Annotated in this window: 10 protein-coding genes; 2 read left to right on the forward strand and 8 right to left on the reverse strand. The window is 46.2% G+C overall.

Going from position 1 to position 19,401, the window contains the following annotated elements; genetic code table 11:
- Positions 1-5 precede the first annotated feature (5 nt).
- Positions 6-2,579: an O-antigen ligase family protein gene (locus QGP82_RS17010; RefSeq protein WP_499060426.1), complete on the forward strand. Its 2,574-nt coding sequence runs from the start codon at positions 6-8 to the stop codon at positions 2,577-2,579.
- A 36-nt stretch (positions 2,580-2,615) separates the two neighbouring features.
- Here the strand turns inward: QGP82_RS17010 and QGP82_RS17015 are convergent, their stop codons facing one another.
- From QGP82_RS17015 to QGP82_RS17050, 8 genes are all read right to left on the reverse strand, one after another.
- Positions 2,616-3,437 (reverse strand): hypothetical protein, encoded by an 822-nt coding sequence (locus QGP82_RS17015; RefSeq protein WP_499060428.1) that lies wholly within the window; start codon positions 3,435-3,437, stop codon positions 2,616-2,618.
- Positions 3,438-3,886: 449 nt separating this feature from the next.
- Positions 3,887-4,489, reverse strand: a complete 603-nt coding sequence (locus QGP82_RS17020) for a type IV pilin-like G/H family protein (RefSeq protein ID WP_499060430.1) — start codon at positions 4,487-4,489, stop codon at positions 3,887-3,889.
- Between the two features lie 267 nt (positions 4,490-4,756).
- Positions 4,757-6,241, reverse strand: coding sequence for a glycolate oxidase subunit GlcD (glcD, locus tag QGP82_RS17025; protein ID WP_499060432.1), 1,485 nt, complete (start codon positions 6,239-6,241; stop codon positions 4,757-4,759).
- Positions 6,242-6,356: 115 nt separating this feature from the next.
- A complete protein-coding gene (locus QGP82_RS17030; protein ID WP_499060457.1) occupies positions 6,357-11,636 on the reverse strand; it encodes a hybrid sensor histidine kinase/response regulator in 5,280 nt (1,759 codons plus the stop codon).
- 104 nt (positions 11,637-11,740) lie between these two features.
- The gene (locus tag QGP82_RS17035; protein WP_163666973.1) at positions 11,741-14,638 is read right to left on the reverse strand and encodes a methyl-accepting chemotaxis protein; all 2,898 of its coding nucleotides are present in this window, start codon (positions 14,636-14,638) and stop codon (positions 11,741-11,743) included.
- 50 nt (positions 14,639-14,688) lie between these two features.
- Positions 14,689-15,219 (reverse strand): chemotaxis protein CheW, encoded by a 531-nt coding sequence (locus tag QGP82_RS17040; protein WP_163666975.1) that lies wholly within the window; start codon positions 15,217-15,219, stop codon positions 14,689-14,691.
- A 32-nt stretch (positions 15,220-15,251) separates the two neighbouring features.
- Positions 15,252-15,617: a response regulator transcription factor gene (locus QGP82_RS17045; protein WP_006517813.1), complete on the reverse strand. Its 366-nt coding sequence runs from the start codon at positions 15,615-15,617 to the stop codon at positions 15,252-15,254.
- Between the two features lie 321 nt (positions 15,618-15,938).
- Positions 15,939-17,132 (reverse strand): response regulator, encoded by a 1,194-nt coding sequence (locus QGP82_RS17050; RefSeq protein WP_163666977.1) that lies wholly within the window; start codon positions 17,130-17,132, stop codon positions 15,939-15,941.
- Positions 17,133-17,649: 517 nt separating this feature from the next.
- On the opposite strand from QGP82_RS17050, the gene hmpF reads away from it, so the two are divergent.
- Positions 17,650-19,401: a pilus motility taxis protein HmpF gene (gene hmpF, locus QGP82_RS17055; protein WP_499060435.1), complete on the forward strand. Its 1,752-nt coding sequence runs from the start codon at positions 17,650-17,652 to the stop codon at positions 19,399-19,401.

Below are 19,401 nucleotides of genomic sequence, written 5' to 3' on the forward strand. Positions count from 1 at the left end.
TGTGCATGTCTACTTCACCACCAGAATCCCATACCCCATCTAAAATTGTCTCACTGCGGACAGAAGATGGCAGCCTGATTGGGTTACTAACAGTCAGTCTTTATATCTTATTTACCTTATTACCCAGCAGTCATTCTTTGATGGTGTCCTGGCCTTGGGTCGCTGTGTGGCAGGTGGCACTATTGTTGCCTATTGTCTGGTTGTTGTGGCAACTGTGGTTTAAGCCCATAGATCAGTTTAAGTTGGGGTCAGGGTTGGATTGGCCTGTAGCGCTGCTAGTTGTCGGGTTAGGGGTTTCTACAATCTTTGCTGAATTTCCAAACCCGGCCCGCTGGTACGCATGGGCGGCACTAGGCGGAATTGCGGCACTCTATGCGTTATCTGGTTGGCTAAAGACACCTCAACAGGCAATCCGACTGCTTAAGTTTCAGGCAGGTCTAGGGATTGCGTTTATCTTAGTCAGTCTCTATCTTTGGTTATTTCAGACTTACTTTCCAGAACTTGAAAGGTTGGCTGCGTTAGAACCCTATGGTGTTGCCCAGCAGTTTAATTTTGGTGTGACTAGCTTACGTAACTGGTATCCCTTGGGGCATCAAAACTATGTGGCCGGGTACCTGGTTTTGATTTTGCCCTTGTTGTTTGGCTTAGCTATTCATGATCGTGGTTGGCAGCGTTGGCTATGGGGCATTGGCTGTTGTTTGGGGTTAGCAGATCTATATACGGCCAGCTCTCGGGGTGGGTTGTTGGCTCTGGTGTTGACGGTTGCGATCGCCCTAGTTATCACCCTATTTCGCAGTCAGCTACCCCGGAGGATTGTTCTACCTGTCGGTATAGTGTTGCTATGTATTTTAATTGCAACAACTTTAGGAAATAGCCGTGTTCGTAAACCATTATTAGCTTTGCTACAGGGCAAACCTGACAATAGCGAGCTAGGTTATCGCATGATTACCAATGTGATTGGTTGGCGCATCGGGCAGGATCATCCTTTCACTGGTGCTGGTCCTGGCAGTATCCTACAGCTTTACCAAAAATACCGCCCCTACTGGGCAGGTCGTGAAGCTGAGTTACATTTTCAGCTGCATAGTACTCCAGCCCAGCTATGGGCTGAGCTGGGAATTTGGGGTGTGACAGCCTTAGTCAGTTTAGTAGCTCTTTTAGGTTACTTAACCTGGCGTTGGGCTAATTGTTCACATGCTCAGCCTTTTATAAGCCATATTCTTGTCTGGAGCTTAGTTGGTAGTCTTTTTGCCTACGGTCTCATGGGACTAACCGATTATCAATTGGATACCCTTCCCATTAGTGGTGTAATCGTAGTTGATCTAGCTATTTTAGCCAAGGTGTATCGATCGACCCAACAACGCGATCCAACTAATGCACAAGCCCAATGGTTATCATCACGTTTCTGGATGGCGTTAGGCATCGGTTTACTGCTAACGGTTAATCTTTGGTTAATTCCTGTTCATAGAGCCTGGGCATGGTCTAAGCAGGGCTTTGACCAGCTTAATCGCGGCAACTTTGACGGTTTTAAAAATGCTTTAATCCAGGCGCATCGATTAGCTCCCTGGGAACCTTATTATCCATTCATGCTTGCTTGGATGCTAGGAGAGGTAAGTTATCAAACCACCGGAGAATCTAGTCAAACGCTTAGGGCTGCTGCAATTGAATGGTTTGAGCGAGCCAATGTTGCTGCACCCTATCAAGAATTTGGTCAATCTAACCTGGGTTGGTTATTGTTGCAAACTCAGCCAGAAAAAGCCGTTGTCGCATTTACTAATGCAGCTAAACTAATGTCTGCTAAACAGGGAGTTTTCTTTGGATTGGGGCGTGCCCTGTTAGCAAATGGGCAACCACAACTAGCCATAGATGCATTTGTTCTAGAAAGTCTAAGATTCCCCATGGTGATAACCAGCCCTATTTGGCAGATTAGTGAGCTAGCTACGTTGCGAGAGGACGTATTTAGTCAGTTAGAACAATATTATTCTCATTTTCTGACAACAACCGACGATATGCAGCTGGGTAGACATTGGCAGCAAATGCGTGGTGTATTGTACTGGTGGCAAGGCAACTACAAGGCCGCTGCCAATGACTGGCAAGAGTTTCCCACAGGGCAAATTCTCTTAGAACTGTCATCTCAGTCAAGTACCTTAACAACTAAAACGTTGCCAGCAGAACTTATCGGGCAAAAGGCGATACTTGCCTGGCTTTCACCTGAACAACGAACTTCTTTATTAGAAAGTGGCTCAATCAAATCGAAAAATCAGTTACCACAATACAATTCAGCATTACCTTCATCGGAGGTGATTGAACAGTTTGTTGCAACTATGGCACAGGCTACAAGCTTTGAAGATTGGCTTAAGAACAGTACTTTAATATCACAGCCACGTAGTCAACGCCTTGGGTTTGGTACGCTCAATCGTCACATTGATGGTCCTTTTCCCTCAGACTACTATACTCGTCTCATCAATCGACCTGTATCTCAATTTTTTGGCGCAATGTTTCCATCTCCATCTTGGTTCAAAGAGTTGGATGTCAGTCTTGAGCCCTATAGAGAGGAATTACTAGAAAACATATCTTCTTAGTTTAGAGGTCTGATAAATGTCAATCTTTCTCAAAGCCTACTCGTTTGGGTTATAGCGAACGGTCACCTGACCATCCTCTGCGACTAAGACCTTTCCTCCCAATGCCTCAATTTGAGCAATTGCTTCTTGACGGATATTATCATCAATTGCTCTAGATAAAACATTCATCCAACCATTGATAACAGCAGGTTTACTATTGGGGTCAGTTGTCAAGAAATCAGCTGTCCGCTGAGATAATCTCGCGACTAATGGCGCTTCTGGATCAGAAGATTGTGTTGCCCAATCTGCAGCAGTTTGAAATGAAGCTTGCGCTGCTTGATTGTCACCAATAAACAAGAGCTGATCAGTCCCCTTATATCGCCAGATAAAATACGACCGAGCGGGTAAATCAGGCGACATCACCCTCAGTCCTTGATCCATCAGAGAAATGGCCGTTTGTGGCTGGCCAGCATATACAGAAACTGCATTTGTTAAATATAGATAGGTAGCCATAAAGTATGGATCACGTTCAACTATAACCTCAAAAAAATCAGGACTAAGACCATAGCCAATAAACCCTCTTGTATCAAAATCACCAAAGTATTGTAAAAATCTCAAAAAAACCCAGCTACTTAAAAGATTATCAAATCCAAAGGCCGGTGCCTCGGATATGAGTTGCAGGTTTGTTTCAGCCAATCGGTTTTGTTGAATGGCTGTGTCCAAAGTACTATTATCTGTCATTGACAAAACATGTAAACGTTGTCTCTGCAACAGACCAATAGTTGCGATCAGGCTCAAGGTCAGCAGTATTCTTAACAATAAGTATATGGATACTCTCATACTTGTTTCAGCTGTATATGTCGACATTTGTGTGATCAACGACGTCTATCCTAATTTTTTCAGAAAAATTTTTCTGAAAGAATAGTCAGACCATCACGCATAATTCGAGGATATCTATCTTTCGAGAATATCTATCTTAAGGAGAGGGGCTAAACCAAGACTTAAAAAGTCAACATTATGTGAGCTAAAGTTCGTGAATGATTGTTGAGGTTGTCAATTTTACAATATAAAACCGGGGGCAGATAGTACTGCCCTCGGTTAGTTAGCTAAAATCTTCTGAAATTGCAAGAATCAATTAACTTAGAGTGTGAACTCCAATTAACGTCTTAAAAATCAGTCAATTTAGAAAAGCTCTATTGAGTGTCATAGTCAGCACCACAATCAATGATAGCTGTACTTGTTGCTATGTCAGCAACAGTAACGGTACCATCATCAGCTGCTGTATCAGTCTTGATACTCTCACATAGCTGGGTGGTCGAGGTAACCTCCTACTTATAGTCAGCACCACAATCAATGATAGCTGTATTTGTTGCTATGTCAGTAACAGTAACGGTAGTGTTATCGGCTGCTATATCAGTCTTGATACTCTCACATAGCTGGGTGGTCGAGGTAACCTCCTCACTTGCTGAATCTTGCAATAGGTAAGTGATGCCGATGTAAGATTTTAAGTTAAGTTCTTTACCAACAGCAGGGTTTGCAATAACAATTCCACCACTAGAGTAGTCAGTATTAGCAATGGCACCGGCATTATCAATACCCCATAGATCACCAATCGTAGCCTCAGTTCCTTGCCCTAACAAATAGTTCTCAGAAGCAAGTTTGACGCCGAGACCCAGACCACCTATGTTCTCTGAGAACTCAGCTTCTTCAAGGACATAGGCCTGCTGACCACGGTTAATGGCACCGACGTTAGTGACGGCTTCAGTTTGGCGGGCGCGGTTGGCCTGGTTAAGGAATGAGGGTAGAGCAATGGCTGCCAGAATACCGATGATGATGATGACTACTAAAAGCTCAATCAGGGTAAACCCTTCGCTGGCTTTTTTCTTGCTGACTAGGTGCTGTAGTAGCTTTGCACGTAAAGTGGTCTTCATTATGAAATATGTCTCCTTGAGGTTTGGGATGTAGCTTCTCGCTCACAGATTTAAAGCTACCCATGGCGTTCAGATCTCTTATCACTTTGGTTGAAAAGCTGAAAAGCCCTGAGGTAACTTGATTAGCGCTACCTTTATAACCTACCCGCCCATTGAAGTAGACCTATCAGCCAATGTACAGAATTTGCCTTAATGGTATTAAGGCGCTCTACGTAAAATTACTGGGGTGCTTGGCCAGTGAATGTTTGATTTCATGGGTCCCCAGGCCTAAAACCGTTCGATATTATCGAATTTAGCTGTCTGGGCCATGGCTGCTTCTCCGCAGGTTTTGGGTGTCGGAAAGAGCTTGGTGGGATTGGCTAACCCCCGAGTGTTAATGGCTTGCCGAACCCATTGCATTGTTTCCAGGTCAGCAGTGGCAAACATTTGGGGCATGTAGCAGCGTTTATCAGCACCAATGCCGTGCTCACCCGAAATGCTACCGCCAGCTTCGACGCAGAGCTTAAGGATTTCGCCACCTAAGGTTTCAACGGTTTCTAGCTGACCGGGTACAGCATTGTTATATAAAATTAAGGGATGTAGATTGCCGTCGCCGGCATGGAAAACATTGGCGATGCGGTAACCATATTTTTGGCTAAGGGCTTCGATTTCATTGAGCACATGGGGGAGCTGAGCCCTGGGGATAACACCGTCTTGGACATAGTAATCAGGGCTAAGTTTGCCCATGGCTGCAAAGGCGGCTTTACGCCCTTTCCATAGCCGCAGACGTTCGTCTGGGGTGGTTGCGATCGCAACATTCCTGGCTCCATTTTCTTTAACAATTTCGCTAACCTTTTGGGCACTGGCGGCCACATCCGCAGGCGAGCCATCGACTTCGACAATCAAAATGGCCGTAGCGTCACGGGGATAGCAATCTAGAGCGACCACTTCTTCCACAGCGTTGATGCTGAAGTTATCCATCATTTCCATGCCAGCTGGAATGATGCCTGCGCTGATAATTTCAGAGACACTCTTACCGGCTGCTTCCACATTATTAAAATCAGCTAGCAGAGTTTGAGCGCTTTCTGGTGATTTCAGGATACGGAGGGTGATCTCGGTGGCGATCCCCAGGGTGCCTTCAGACCCTACAAAAATACCGGTCAGGTCATACCCTGGGGGTTCTGGCATATCACCCACATCAACAATGTCGCCGTTGGGTAAGACCAGCTTGAGCCCTAACACATGGTTCGTGGTCACGCCATATTTGAGGCAGTGAACCCCGCCGGAATTCTCGGCGATGTTGCCACCAATGGAACAGACGGACTGACTAGATGGGTCTGGCGCATAATAGAAGCCAGCACCGCTGACGGCTTGGGTGACCCAATTATTGATGACACCCGGTTGCACAACAATGCGCTGGTTATCGTAGTCAATATCTAAAATTTGCCGCATGCAGGCGGTGACAATCAGGACGCTGTCTGACAGAGGGAGGGCCCCACCGGATAGCCCCGTGCCAGCACCACGGGTGACGAAGGGGATATTGTTGCGATCGCACACCTTAACGGCTGCTGCCACTTCTTCGGTGGTTTTGGGCAGCACCACAACGGCAGGCCGTTGACGGTAGCTGGTTAGCCCATCACACTCATACACCAGCAGCTCCTCCTTGCGACGCACAACCTGATCATCGCTGAGGACGTTAACAAATTCCTGAACAATGGGCGTCCAATCGCGTTGTTCAGCTGCTGAGTCTTGTAGTGCTACCTCAGAAGTCATTGATTACTGCCAATAAGTTAGGTCTGTGTATTGATCCTAACGCAGCAAGCTGACTAGTAGAGTGGCCTATTTCTAATAGGGACCATGGGAAAATCCCGACAATAAAAAAGCCAACTTAGACAAGCTTTTCCCCATGGAGCATCTTATTGGCGGCATCCAGTAGTGCCTCCTCTAAGTAGGGCTTTGTAAAGTAACCACTGGCACCTAGATCGACCGCCATCTGTCGATGACGATCGGCTCCACGAGATGTGAGCATGGCAATGGGAATTTGCTGTAAGCCATCGTCTTTTTGTAGACGAGATAGTAGTTCTAAACCATCCATTCTTGGCATTTCGATATCGCAGAATACAAGGTCACAGGGCAAGCCAGAACGCAGTTTTTCCCAAGCTTCTTGGCCATCGCGAGCCTGTTCAACCCGGTAGCCAACCTTGTTAAAGCTCATGGATAACAGCTCACGAACCGTAATCGAGTCATCCACAATCAACACCGTGGGTTCAGACTTGACTTTTGCAGGCTCTTCAGGCGGAGTGTCCTCTGATTGAGCCCATAACGCTGCATTGGGTTCACGGCGTACGCGCCCCATGGCTAAATCAATTAGCTCTAACACATCGGCAATGGGCATCACTCGACCATCCCCTAAAACGGTGGCACCAGCAATGCCAGTAGGTTTGGGGACCGGACCTTCTAGCTGTTTAATGACAATTTCTTGCTCGCCCATTACCTGGTCAACTTCCAAGGCAATAAAGCTATTGGCACTGCGCAATACCACGATGGAAATCATATTCTCATCTTGATTACCGCCGTATACTCGCCCTCGACCCAGGGTGCGATTAAATGACAGTAAATCTGATAGATTCTGGAACGGTAGCAGTGTGTCACGCCAAAGTATGCAATCTTCCCCTTGATCATTTTTCTGAATACGCTCTCGAGACACATCAAACATGTCTTCGACACCGTCCATGGGGAAGGCTATCCGTGCTTGATTGCTAATACAGCTGAGAGCTTTAGAAATACTGAGGGTTAGGGGTAAACGAATGGTGAAATTTGTGCCGTGCCCTGGTTCAGAATCAATGGTGATATTACCGCGAATGTCTGCCAACGAGGTACGTACCACATCCATCCCAAACCCTCGCCCAGCAAAATCATCAGCCTGGTCCCGTGTACTAAATCCGGGGTGGAACAGTAGATCGTAGACGTCTAACACAGTCATTGTGTGGGCATCTGACTGAGAAATTAATCCTTTCTGTAGTGCTTTTTGTTTGACAATATCGGGATCAATGCCAGCACCGTCGTCACCGACCGAGATAACAGTCTGGTTACCTTGATAAAACGCACGAACGGTAATCAGGCCTTCCGATGATTTTCCTGCTTGGTGGCGCTCCTCAGGTGTTTCTATCCCATGTGTGATGGCATTGTTCACCAAGTGAGTCATGGGATCATAGAGCTGCTCCAGAATCATCTTGTCAATGAGAATATCCCGGCCTTCTACGACAAGACGTGCCTCTTTTCCACACTTGAGAGAGATATCACGCACAGCCCGAGGTAATCGAGAAGCTGTTTGAGCAAAGGGCACCATCCGGGCCTTATTTAACCCTTCCTGGAGTTGATTGGTGACCTGTCTAAATTGACGAGTCACTTGATCCGATGATTCAACGGTATAGGCAATATCTGATGCAGACTCACGGACCCGCACGATCAGCTCAATCATTTCTTGAGATAACGTGTGAAAACCAGTAAAACGGTCCATCTCTAAGGCATCAAAGGATTCGCCAGTGGCATGATCCTCGATATCTGAATTTTCTACAGAAAAACTAGCAGAGGTCATATGGTATGACTGACGGCTAGATATCAGAGAGCTTTCTAGCAGTGAGCGCTCATAGAGATCACGCATGCGTTGTCCAACGTCATTTAACTGTTGCACCTGGAATAATAAGTTGTCCAAAAACTGACGAAGGCGGTCTTGGTCTTGCTCTAAGGTATTGCGATTAACGACAAGTTCACCTACCAGGTTACTGAGATTATCTAGGTGGCTAACCGATACCCGCATGGTTTGATCCGTCACCATGCGCCGTGCCGATAGCCGATTAGATGTGGGTCTGGGTCTGTAAGTACTTGTGCCACTAGCTGCTGCGGGAGCTAGTGTTTTATCCGTATCTTGTAATAATGCTTCTAAATCGCCAAATTCATCGTCTAAGTCTGTGGTTGATGGTGATTCAGAGCTGGGTTCAGGCAAGTTATCTGGGCTTTCGAGTAGCGCTTCAAGCTCACCAAACTCATTACTGCTGTCTGTTGTGGCTGTGGATGCAGAAAATTCATCAATTTCTTCAGGCAGTTCTGATAGTAAGGAATCTAAGGATTCGAGTCCTGGCTCATCTGATGAGGGCTCAAATATTTCGAGGTTATCGATTGTGTCAGTTTCAATGGGTTTTTCAAGACTCTCAGGCTTTTCATCCTCATTGACAAAACCGGTAACGATACCATCGTCCTCGATATCGAGTAAGTCAAAGTCAAACGTGCTGACAGGAGGCTCGTTCAGCAATTCTGATTCTGTGCTGCTGGCGTCGTTTAGGTCACTGCCTAATTCCAGGGATAGATCAACGTCTGACAGATTTGTCTCTGGCTCATCCAGTTCCTCGTTCAGCAATTCTGATGCTGTGCTACTGACGTCGTTTAGGTTACTGCCTAATTCCAGGGATAGATCAACGTCTGACAGATTTGTCTCTGGCTCATCTAGTTCCAGGTTGTCTAGATCCAGATCGGTTAACAACTCATCAGCGTTGTTTTCAACAGTGGAGTCTAAGGCGATATCTGCATCACCCAAGAGATTATCTAAAGCATTATCTGATGTAGTTGCATCAGCACTCGTGACATCACTACCATTGTCAAATAGATCGTCTAGATCGCCTAAGCCAGTATCTAGCGCATCATCGGGTGTAACCTGTTCTAAGGCAGTGTTGTCACCCAGGAGATCGCCTACAGGTGCATCAGCACTCGTGACATCACCACCACTGTCAAATAGATCGTCTAGATCGCCTAAGCCAGTATCTAGCGCATCATCGAGTGTAACCTGTTCTAAGGCAGTGTTGTCGTCACCAGGGAGATCACCTTCATTAAATAGATCATCTAATCCAACTGCATCAGTATCAGCTGCAGTCTTTTCATCTATTTCAGAGGTCACATCTTCTACAGAGGCCCACACATCATCTAGCTCTAAATCGTTTGAATCTTGTGTTGCAGCTACGATATCGCTGTCTAGATTGAGGGAAAGCTCACTCAGGTCGTCAGAAAGTCCTAAGCTTGCTGACTCATTGGGCGTATCTGTCTGTTGACCGGGCTCATCCCAAATATCTTGAGAAAGCTCGTCTGACAACTCTGATGTATCTGTGTTGGAAGAGCCCTTGTCTGTTTCCCACAGGTCATCATCACTAAATGGATCCGAGCCCGTTGCTGCTAGAGCTACAGCTGCAGAGTCATTAACAGTAAAGAAATCTTCGAACTCGGACTTTGTGGTTTCTGTTTCTGAAATCTCGACCGTTTCTGATAAATCTAAATCAGGTACTGCTGCCTCAGAAAAGAAGCTATCTGTTCCTGAAACTACGGCAACATCTTCTAAATCGTTAGTGAACAATTCGTCAGTATTGGTCTCACCAGTGGCTTCCTCCAAATTTAGCTCAAGACTAGCAAGCTCATCGCTACTACTAGGGCTTTCAAAATCGAGGTCTAAATCACTATCGACAAGCTCTTCACCTTGGTTGGTTTCACTCAATGCGAGCTCGTCAAAATCATCCAAACTATCCGAGAGTTCTAGTGAGGGGTCTTGATCGGCGGCTTCTTCTGAACTATCAAGATCGCCAAATAGCTCATCAATATCAGGTGAATTATCAGCAGTAGTGGCTACATCATCTGGTGTTGAACTATCAAGATCGCCAAATAGCTCATCAACACCAGATGAATCGTTTGCAGTATCTATGTCATCAAATAAGCTATCGATAGAAGAGGTGTCAAGATCTTCTGATAACGGAGATTCAATATCAGTGCTAGAGGTATTTATCTGCTCGGTTAAATTTTCTAGGCCACTGTTATCCAGAGTATCTACGGAATCAGCTGATTCCGTAGAGTCAGTATCACCAAATAGATCTGCAAGTTCACTACCTGATTCAAAATCATTTTGGTTGGTTTCTAGCTCCGTGGCATCTTCATTGAGAAGATCCTCAAAATCGGGAGCAATATCAATATCCAGAGACTCAACAGGCGGATTGCCCTCATTTAGAGGAAGCTCTTCTTCTTGCCAGTCACTGTCGAGATCATCTCCTCCCGCTTCAAATAGATCGGCCAAACTAGTGAGCTCAGCATCTCCCACTTCTGGACCAGAAGGGGTGACTGCTGCACTATTAAGCAGATCATCCAAGGAAATGCTTTCCTCATTTGCAGAGGATGGCTCGCCCACATTATTCAAGGTCAAGTCTGATTCTACGGATAGTTCTTCGACACCTGCTGTAGAAGAGGTATCTGGTGTGCTATCTGCAAACAGACTCTCTAAATCTCCAGTGGTATCTGTTATATCTCCTTGGGCGGCCAACGTTTGAAGTTTTTCGGAGATGTTTATTTCCGGCTCTCTACCGGCCAGCACTAAATCCTGAGATTTTTTGATTTCTTTGATTAAAGCAGGGGCGAGGGTGCGATAGTCATTATTGCGATCGCATACTGCCCAACGGGCATGCTTCACCAAGTTCATCCAAGTTGGCAAGTTAAACTGCTCACCAAATCTTTCTAATAACTGACAGCAAGCCTCCAGGGCTAATCTACTTTCGTCTGTATCAGCCTGCTTGAAACGAGCCAGCATTTCTCGAAGTGCAGCTGATACATCACTGCTGAATACAAGCTTCAATGCACTTTCTTCAACCGGCTGCGGTGAGCGTGCTGTAAAGACGACAGGCTGAGCCTCTGCGACAACAGCCTCATTGGCGTCTGCCTCAGCTACAAGCTGATCTAAATGTTCCTGTAGCTGCTGAAAGACGGGCTCTACACTCGTCATGATACTCTGCTCTTTGTCCTCAGTGAGGCCAAAGGGACCCTGTAGTTGCTCAAGCAGTTCTTGCAGGGCATCAAATACCCGCAAAAACATAGACTCCAGGGAACGATCTATCTTGATGGGGGCCTCTTTGAGAAGCTTGAAGTAATCTTCCATGCGGTGAGCTGTACGCTGCATGCTCTCAATGCCCAGCATGGCAGCACCGCCCTTGACAGAGTGAGCGGCCCGAAATACCTCATTGGCCATCTCCGGATTGACAATGGTTGCCTGAAGATTTAATAGACCCTGCTCAATGGTATTGAGATGATCTTTGGCTTCTTCAATGAAGTAGCCCAATATACGCTGTTGTTGTTCAGGCAGCATCACCCTCGTCTCCCTAAATAAAATCGGAAATTAGGCCAGTCCTTCAAATACTTGATAGCGATGGCAGTCGTCCCTTGACATGTTTAAAAATGGATGCGAATAGCCTACTTTTTATCACTTTCTACCTTAAACCGCTCCACCGATGTCAGCAGATCCCGAGCAACGCCCACCAGATTTTGCAGAGAGGTTGACACCCGCTGAGACTCTTGAGACGTCTCTTGGGCAGAAAGTTCAACCGATTGCATTACCTGAGCAACAGCTCGTGAGGTTTCCGTCTGTTCGACGGTATCAGCCGTAATAGAACGTACTAATACATCAATGCGATTCGATACCTGGATAATATCTTCCAACGATCGTTTCGCCTGCTCTGCAAGTCGTGTCCCCTCAATCACCTGTTGAGTTCCCTCCTCCATGGCAGTCATTACGCCACTGGTTTCTCCCTGGATTTGCAGAACGATTTGCTCAATCTCCTTAGATGCCTTGGCCGCTCGGTCAGCAAGCTGACGAACCTCATCAGCTACGATGGCAAAGCCTCTACCAGCTTCCCCGGCACGAGCTGCCTCAATACTGGCGTTCAAAGCTAGTAAGTTAGTTCGAGATGCAATCTGAGAAATCAAGGCCACGATTTTGGAAATTTCTTGAGAGGATTCCGCTAATCGCTTAACCTTACGGGTAGTCTCAGCTACCGTTTCGCGAATTTCTAAAATACCAGCCACAGTGCGCTCCACAGCTTCCCCCCCCCGGAGGGCAGTGGCTGATGCTGAACGAGCGACCTCTTCGGCCTCCCGCGCACTGTCTGCTACACGCTGAATAGATTCAGTCATGACCTGTACAGAATTCAAGGTGACTGCCAGCTCCTCAGCTTGTCGCAAGGCATCTGCTGATAGGCTGCGGGCGAACATCTCATTATCAGACGAACTCTTAGTCACCTGTAGTGCTGCTGCACTCACCTGCTGTACAATTTCTCGCAGATTTTGAATCGTTAAGTTGAACGAATCAGCGACCGCTCCTAAAACATCGGCTGTGACCTCTGCCTGAACCGTTAAATCACCCCGGGCAGCTCCTTCTACATCGTCCAATAGACGAATTACCTGGCGCTGTAGATCCTCTTTAGCCTGTTCTTGTTCCTGCGCTTTTCGCTGGGCCTCACTAGTCGTCGTGAGAATGACCCGAGCCATCTTGTTAAACCCTGTGGCCAGTTGACCTAACTCATCACTAGAGTGAACAGTTGCTCGCGCATTTAGATCTCCTTGGGAAACCAAGTCAAACTGCTGTTGAAGATTATCAATTGAGCGTTTCGATTGGCGATCTAATAAAAATCCTAATCCAAATACCGTCACAAAGCTAACGATACCTGCAGCACCTCCCATGGCAGCAGGATACACTCGGGCAATTAGGTTTCGATTGCCTGGAGATGTGCTATCAGCAGGTAGCCGTCCTAAGGTAGCTAGATTAACCCCTGCAACTGCAATCACAGATGTTAGTCCTGCAGCCCCTGCCATGATTAAGCGTTTAGTGGCAAGCGGCGCATTGTTCAGGGTATTAAAAATCCCCTCGCTTTCTACTTCAGGAACAACAACGGGCGACTCTTCCCCTTGGGTAAAGGATGGCAGCTGATCGGCAGTTTCGATGCTAAAGATGTCATCGTCTCCAATGATTGCCTGGTCATCCTCCTCTACTAGACTAAAGCCAGAACCGCCACGGGTAACTGGAGCTTCAGCAAACCCTCCCTCTGATGTTTCTGAAGCCTCCGTAAATTCGGTAGAACCACCTTCGGATAGATCAAATTCTGGCAGGCTGCCTAAATCATCAAATTCATCAAACTCATCGAGGAAATCGATATCGCCGCCTTGCTGACTTTCCAAGCCTTCCATCGTATCAACGCCTGGAAAAGTCTGTTCGTCAATGTCATCATCCATTAGCCCATTGTCGGTGGTCTCAATACCTGGCAAGGTAGATGCCTCATCAAATTCTTGAAAATCTCCGATAGGCATAGTGTCGGGTTGAGCATCATCCGGTTCCATCATGAAGAGGGTTTTATCATCTGGCTCTTCTAATAAGTCTGAACCAGCATCCAAACCCACTTCAAGTTCAGGGCGATCAATCTCCAGAGAACTACTACCTGTCTCTAAAAAGTCATCCACATCTGGAAAGTCTTCCAGCTCACCCGATGAAGACGGTGCAGATGGAAAAGCTTCGTCGAAATCATCTTGATCAAATTGTGATACATCTTGAATGGGTGCTGAAGACCCATCACGGACGACGCTATCGAGGGTAATCTCTTCTTCCTCTGAGGATTCAATAAGACCTTCCAAGCTGCTGTCCGCAAATGGATCTAAAAGTTCAGCATTACCTAGATCTCCACCTATGGACAAATCGCTAATGGAGAATGGATCGTCCTCGTCGTCCAACTCTAAACCTTGATCACCAGAGGTGCTCTCATAATCAGCAGTAGCATTGAAGGGATCGCCTGTAGCTTCAGTGGCAAGATCATAGCTATCTTCATTTTCTAGTGCATTTGGTTCGGGTGCACTTAGGTCAGTGGGTGAGTCTACTGTTGGCTCGGTTTGAAAACTTGCCCCATCTGCTTCTTCAAAGGACAAATCGAGCCCGGCACTCAAGTCATCACCCTCTTCTCCCATATCGCCATAGAGCTCTATGGAGTCAAACAGACCATCTGCAGTAATATCCTCTATGCCATTCTCATCAGCCTGTACCTGGCTAACATCCATCTGTTCTGCATAGGTAAGGCCATTGTTGGCGTAATTAACGAACTCAGGATCGGACGTTAAATTTAAGACGGATTTATATTGAGTGCGGGCTACATCGTACGCACTTAGCCCATAGCAATAGATGTGACCCTTGAGCAGGAGCACATTGGGATCGCTCGGGTAATTTTCTGCCAGTTGCTCAATAATGTCAGCAGCTTGTTCATAACTGCCCTGCATATATGCACGTTCTGCTGCTTGATAAGTTTGAGCGTAATCTATGCCCGATGCCATCTGTATTCTCCTGCCAGTCTAAACTTCTCCATATTTTCAACCCATCGACCCTAAGCTACCCAACGCGCCGAGCGCAGTATGGCAACATGGTCTAATAGGCGTAATGAGCGATCCGTATTGGCATCTAGTACCCATTCCCCCTTTAGAAAAGGTGCCATTGTATCGGAGTAGTCGCGGGACATCTTCATGCGTTCCGCATCTAGCCAATCTGTACCCACTATCTGATTAACGGCTAAGCCTAACATAGTCCCCTGATGTTCGACAGCAATCACTGGAATTTCTGCCCTGTCAGTATTCATCGGTTGAGAATAACCTAAAAACTGCCCTAGATCGGCAACCCATATGACACGCCCTTGTTCGTTCAAAGTTCCAAGTAATAAAGGAGACACATTGGGAACAGGGGTGATACGGTCAGGGGGATTTTCAATGATTCGGCGAATACCAATGGCAGGTAAAGCAAATTCATCATCGGCTCCGACATAGAAGCGCAGATGAAGTTCGCCATCAGGCGTTTCAAGCTTTTGTAGTTCAGGGTCTTGATCTTGCCCTACTCCGGTTTGAAAGTCTGGATTACCTACCATCGGCCCCTATTACCTCAAAAATCTTTGGCATTTCAATCACGTAGCAGTTGTTTGACTGTGCCCACTAGCTCAGTTGGCTGAAATGGCTTGGCAATATAAGCATCAGCTCCTTGTTTCATTCCCCAATAACGGTCAAATTCTTCACCTTTAGAAGAACACAGTACAACAGGCAGATTTTGTGTGGCAGGGTCAGACTTAATACGCCTACAGACTTCGTACCCATTCATGCGGGGCATGACGATGTCTAAAACGACTAAGTCAGGTAGATCTCCCTGGATATGAGCCAATGCTTCAACACCATCGCTAGCGACAGTCACTTGTAGACCATTACCCTTTAATAAGTCAATAATCATTTCTCGTTGGGCAACACTGTCTTCCACTACTAAAACCGTACTCATAACCTGAATTTCGCCGTTTAAGACCGGTTCATATCTTGATTCAACCCATTATGCCCCCCTAGGGGGAAATAACTATTTAAGTTGACTAATATGCCCAGTTAATTGGGATTCACCTGGGAAAGCAGCGATTGGTTGGCTATTTGGTGCATGATGGTATGCACACCCTACCGCTTGTGCCTAATAAAATACCCGTACGTATCTAATTTATTAAACTTTCATCAAAATTCTTTTGGTTGGATAGAGCGTAATGGTTCTACAAGTTACGTAAAAATCATTAATAAATTCGAAAAGAGAATGATTTCCACTCAATATCTTCCATCATTATGGATTACTCCAGTTCTCAGGGTTTAGGGTAGCTGATATTTCCTGCTCAAGTAGCATTTCAGGGGCAAGACGCTTAGGATTGCCCCTACCTACGTATCTTTCTACTAAGGCTAACAGCTCTGGTTCGCCAAAGGGTTTAGTTAGATAGTCTGTGGCTCCAACCATGTTGGCTTTGACACGATCTACAAAGCTGTCTTTACCTGTCAGCATGATGATAGGAACTGATTGGAAATATGGAGCCTGTCTCAACATGGCACATAGTTGATGCCCTTCTAGTTCAGGCATAGCTACATCACAGAGAATGAGATCGGGCTTAAGACTGAACAGTAAACTCAAGGCCTTTACTGGATTCCCAATGGATGTGACTTCGTAGCCATAGGCATCCAGCATCATTTCTATGGCCTGTCTGACAGCTAGGGTGTCGTCAATACATACGATGCGAGGAACAGCATTATTAATAGGGGCTTTAGTCTGGATGCGATGAGATGCCTGTAGACTATGCACCATTTGGATGTGCCCTTTCTGGACGTAAGGATATAGCCCGTTAGCAACACTAAAAATATTTCGACTTAGGTGGCGCGAGATTTGAATCACAGATGTTTTGCCATCAGACATGGCCAAAAGTGGCGGTAGAGATGCTGAGTCTGTACGGTAAGTGTCGGCTAGGAAGGGGCAATCGTAAAAAGAATTTAACCGAGGCTGTAGTCGCAACCATCCTTGTAACTGTCGAATCACTCGCTTTACCAGGGGTTTGGTGTCAAACTCGGTGAGTTGAGGGCTCAGGGAGGCGTGAAAGCGAAACAAAAATCGTCCTTGATGTAAGCTGATGACTTCAAAAAGCGTTTCTTCGATCAAACGGTAAAGTACGGAACGTGCTTGTTGAGTGGTGAGATGGCCATTTTCTAGCAACCACCATAGAGCTCCGTACTCTGGTGGACGGAGGGGAGTTAGATTAGACAGGTCAACACTTTCCCACTGAACCTCTAACTTGAGGGGATACAAAATATCGCGCAGCCGATTTAGCTGTTCATTGGTGCGTCCAGCGTAAAGAATGCCGCCATTGGCAAAAAACACTAGCCATGAGTTAGCTGGCCCATCGAAAGATTCAATATAAAGTTCTCCGGTTTGCTGACCAATATCAATCAGTTGAAAAATACTGCGAATATCCAGCTCGCTTAACTGGCCCTGCATAGATTTGTCCTAAGGAATTGGCACTTGGTAACTAGGTTGGCTACATTGATATACGGCATTAGCTACAATTATTAGCACTTAACTACAGTTACACTGTCTTTATATGAGGTGGCTATGTGCTCTAAGCAGTTTAGCTGCTGTTTATAAAGTGACATTTTTTATGTGAATGGTATGTGGTGGTGTCTATTGATTAGCCGTATGCGCACGTAGGAATGTACATATTAGAGAGGAATTAATTCATTGAAGTGATAGTTAACCTCCATGGTTTAGCGCTTTTGGGAGAATTGTTTTTTATAGGTTAGAGGTTTCCATCGGACACGTATACACTAGCGAATAGCTTGGGATTATTAGGTCTAGAGTCGCTCAGATAAATATCGTTTGGCTATTGATTTTGCTTCAATATTTTGATAAATACAGTGCCTTAAGCTTCTATATTACTAACTAAACGAGACGTGGATATTGTGTAACTGAGTAGCTGTTTCCGGTAGCTATTTGTATAGACGAAGGGGATGCCAGCGTGCGTTATTTGGCCGAGGTTCAGAAAAAAAGTGGATTTATGGGCAGCAGCCGAGCTGAGTTTAAACTCTTAGCTTGTGAGCGCTCGGAGCAAAATTGGAGTGCTGTCTCTGGAGACGAACTAGTCCCAGCTCCAGATGATGCAGGTTATAGCTCTGGCGCGCTGATTTTAATTGAGCTGTCCAATGGTCGTCAGGTTCAGCGTCATTATGAGGCGGGACGTCAGTTGGTCAGCATCCTGCAAAATTTTTCTAGTCTCAACAAAAAATTTAAAACTCAAGAAGACGAGATTGAACAGTGGAAAGAGTCCCTAACCTATCAAAGTCAGGCGCTTAATCAACGTGAGCTGGAGTTAGATACCCGCGAAGATGAAATCAAGCAGGCGGCGACTGAACTCTCTGAGTTAGATACGCAAAAGCAAGAGTTAGAGACATTTCGCGCTGAGCTAGATGAACAGCGCCAAGACTACGAACGCAAAAACTCTGAGCTGGAGGGCGCATGGGCGCACTTAAACGGAGAGAAACAAAGGCTTGAAGAGCATCGTGAAACGTTATCGTCTCAGACAGGTTTAGATTCGAGCCAGACGCAAAAGCTAAGAGATGCCGTTGAGCAGTTGATGGTTAACGTAGTGCCAATGGAGGACCTGCGTCAGCAACTTGGTAGCACTCGTGATTCCCTGGGGCAGTATCAAATCATTTTACAAGGTTTGCAGCAGACTGGCTCTGAACAACAGGATCAGCTGCAATCTAAGAGCCATGATGTAGAGCGATTCAAGCAGTCGGTGCAGCAGCTTTACCAGACTGTTGATGCTGATCGCAGCGCTTTCAATGCACTATGTATAGAATTGCGGGAATCAAAGGTAAAGCTTGCTCAGAAAAAGCAGCAAAACCAACTGGTATCAGAGCAGATTAATCAGCAGAGTGGAGTATATCAAAAGGTCTATGAGCTGCTGAATACTGGTGATCAGGTACGTTTGGGCAAGAAAATTGACCTCACCAAACTTGAGGAGATGTCTATCGAAGACCTTGAGGCTTTGCTGATGGGTATGGAAACAGATTTGGAAAAGATGTCTCGCTTTGTTAGTGACCAAGAGGAAGAGCTGACATACCAGCAGCAGGCGATTGATGAGCTGAAGCAGAAAGCGGAAGCTGCTAGCGAGTATGACAGGATGCAGATTGAAGCTGATATCAGTGACGAGCAAGATCGTTACGATATGCTCAATAAAACCTTGGTTGGTCAGCGCCGTAATTTGCTGGAACGGGAAGAGGTACTAAGCCAGCATCGAGCTGTTTTATTGCGGCGTCAGGGTCAGGCAACTGTTGATAGCCCTGTGGAAAATGCAGCTGATTTGGAGCCAGTGCTGGAACATATCGATCAGGTCCGTCAGGAGCTAGCGACCCAGGCTGTGGAGTTAGAGAAGTTAATTGCTGAGTTGGAAAATCGCTGTAACTCATTACAGCAGCAGGTAGATACTAAGCAGTCTGAGTTGGACAATCAGCGGTCTAATCTGGAGAAGGAACGAGACACGTTTGAGCAGGCGATTAAGGATTGGGCTGGTTTGGAGCGTGCGATCGCAACCCGTAACGAGTATATGGGTCCTGCGGCTGAAAAAATGGATACTATCCAACACATGCTGGATGGAGTATTTGTTACGCTAGAACGGTTCCAAGAGGTCAATGACTACCAGTTGCAAGCCATTGCTGAGATGCAGCAAACAATCCAGAGCTTATCAGGTGAGCCAGCAGCTGCATAA

This window comes from Leptothoe sp. LEGE 181152, assembly GCF_032906605.1.
GTDB lineage: Bacteria > Cyanobacteriota > Cyanobacteriia > Phormidesmidales > Phormidesmidaceae > Leptothoe > Leptothoe turfae.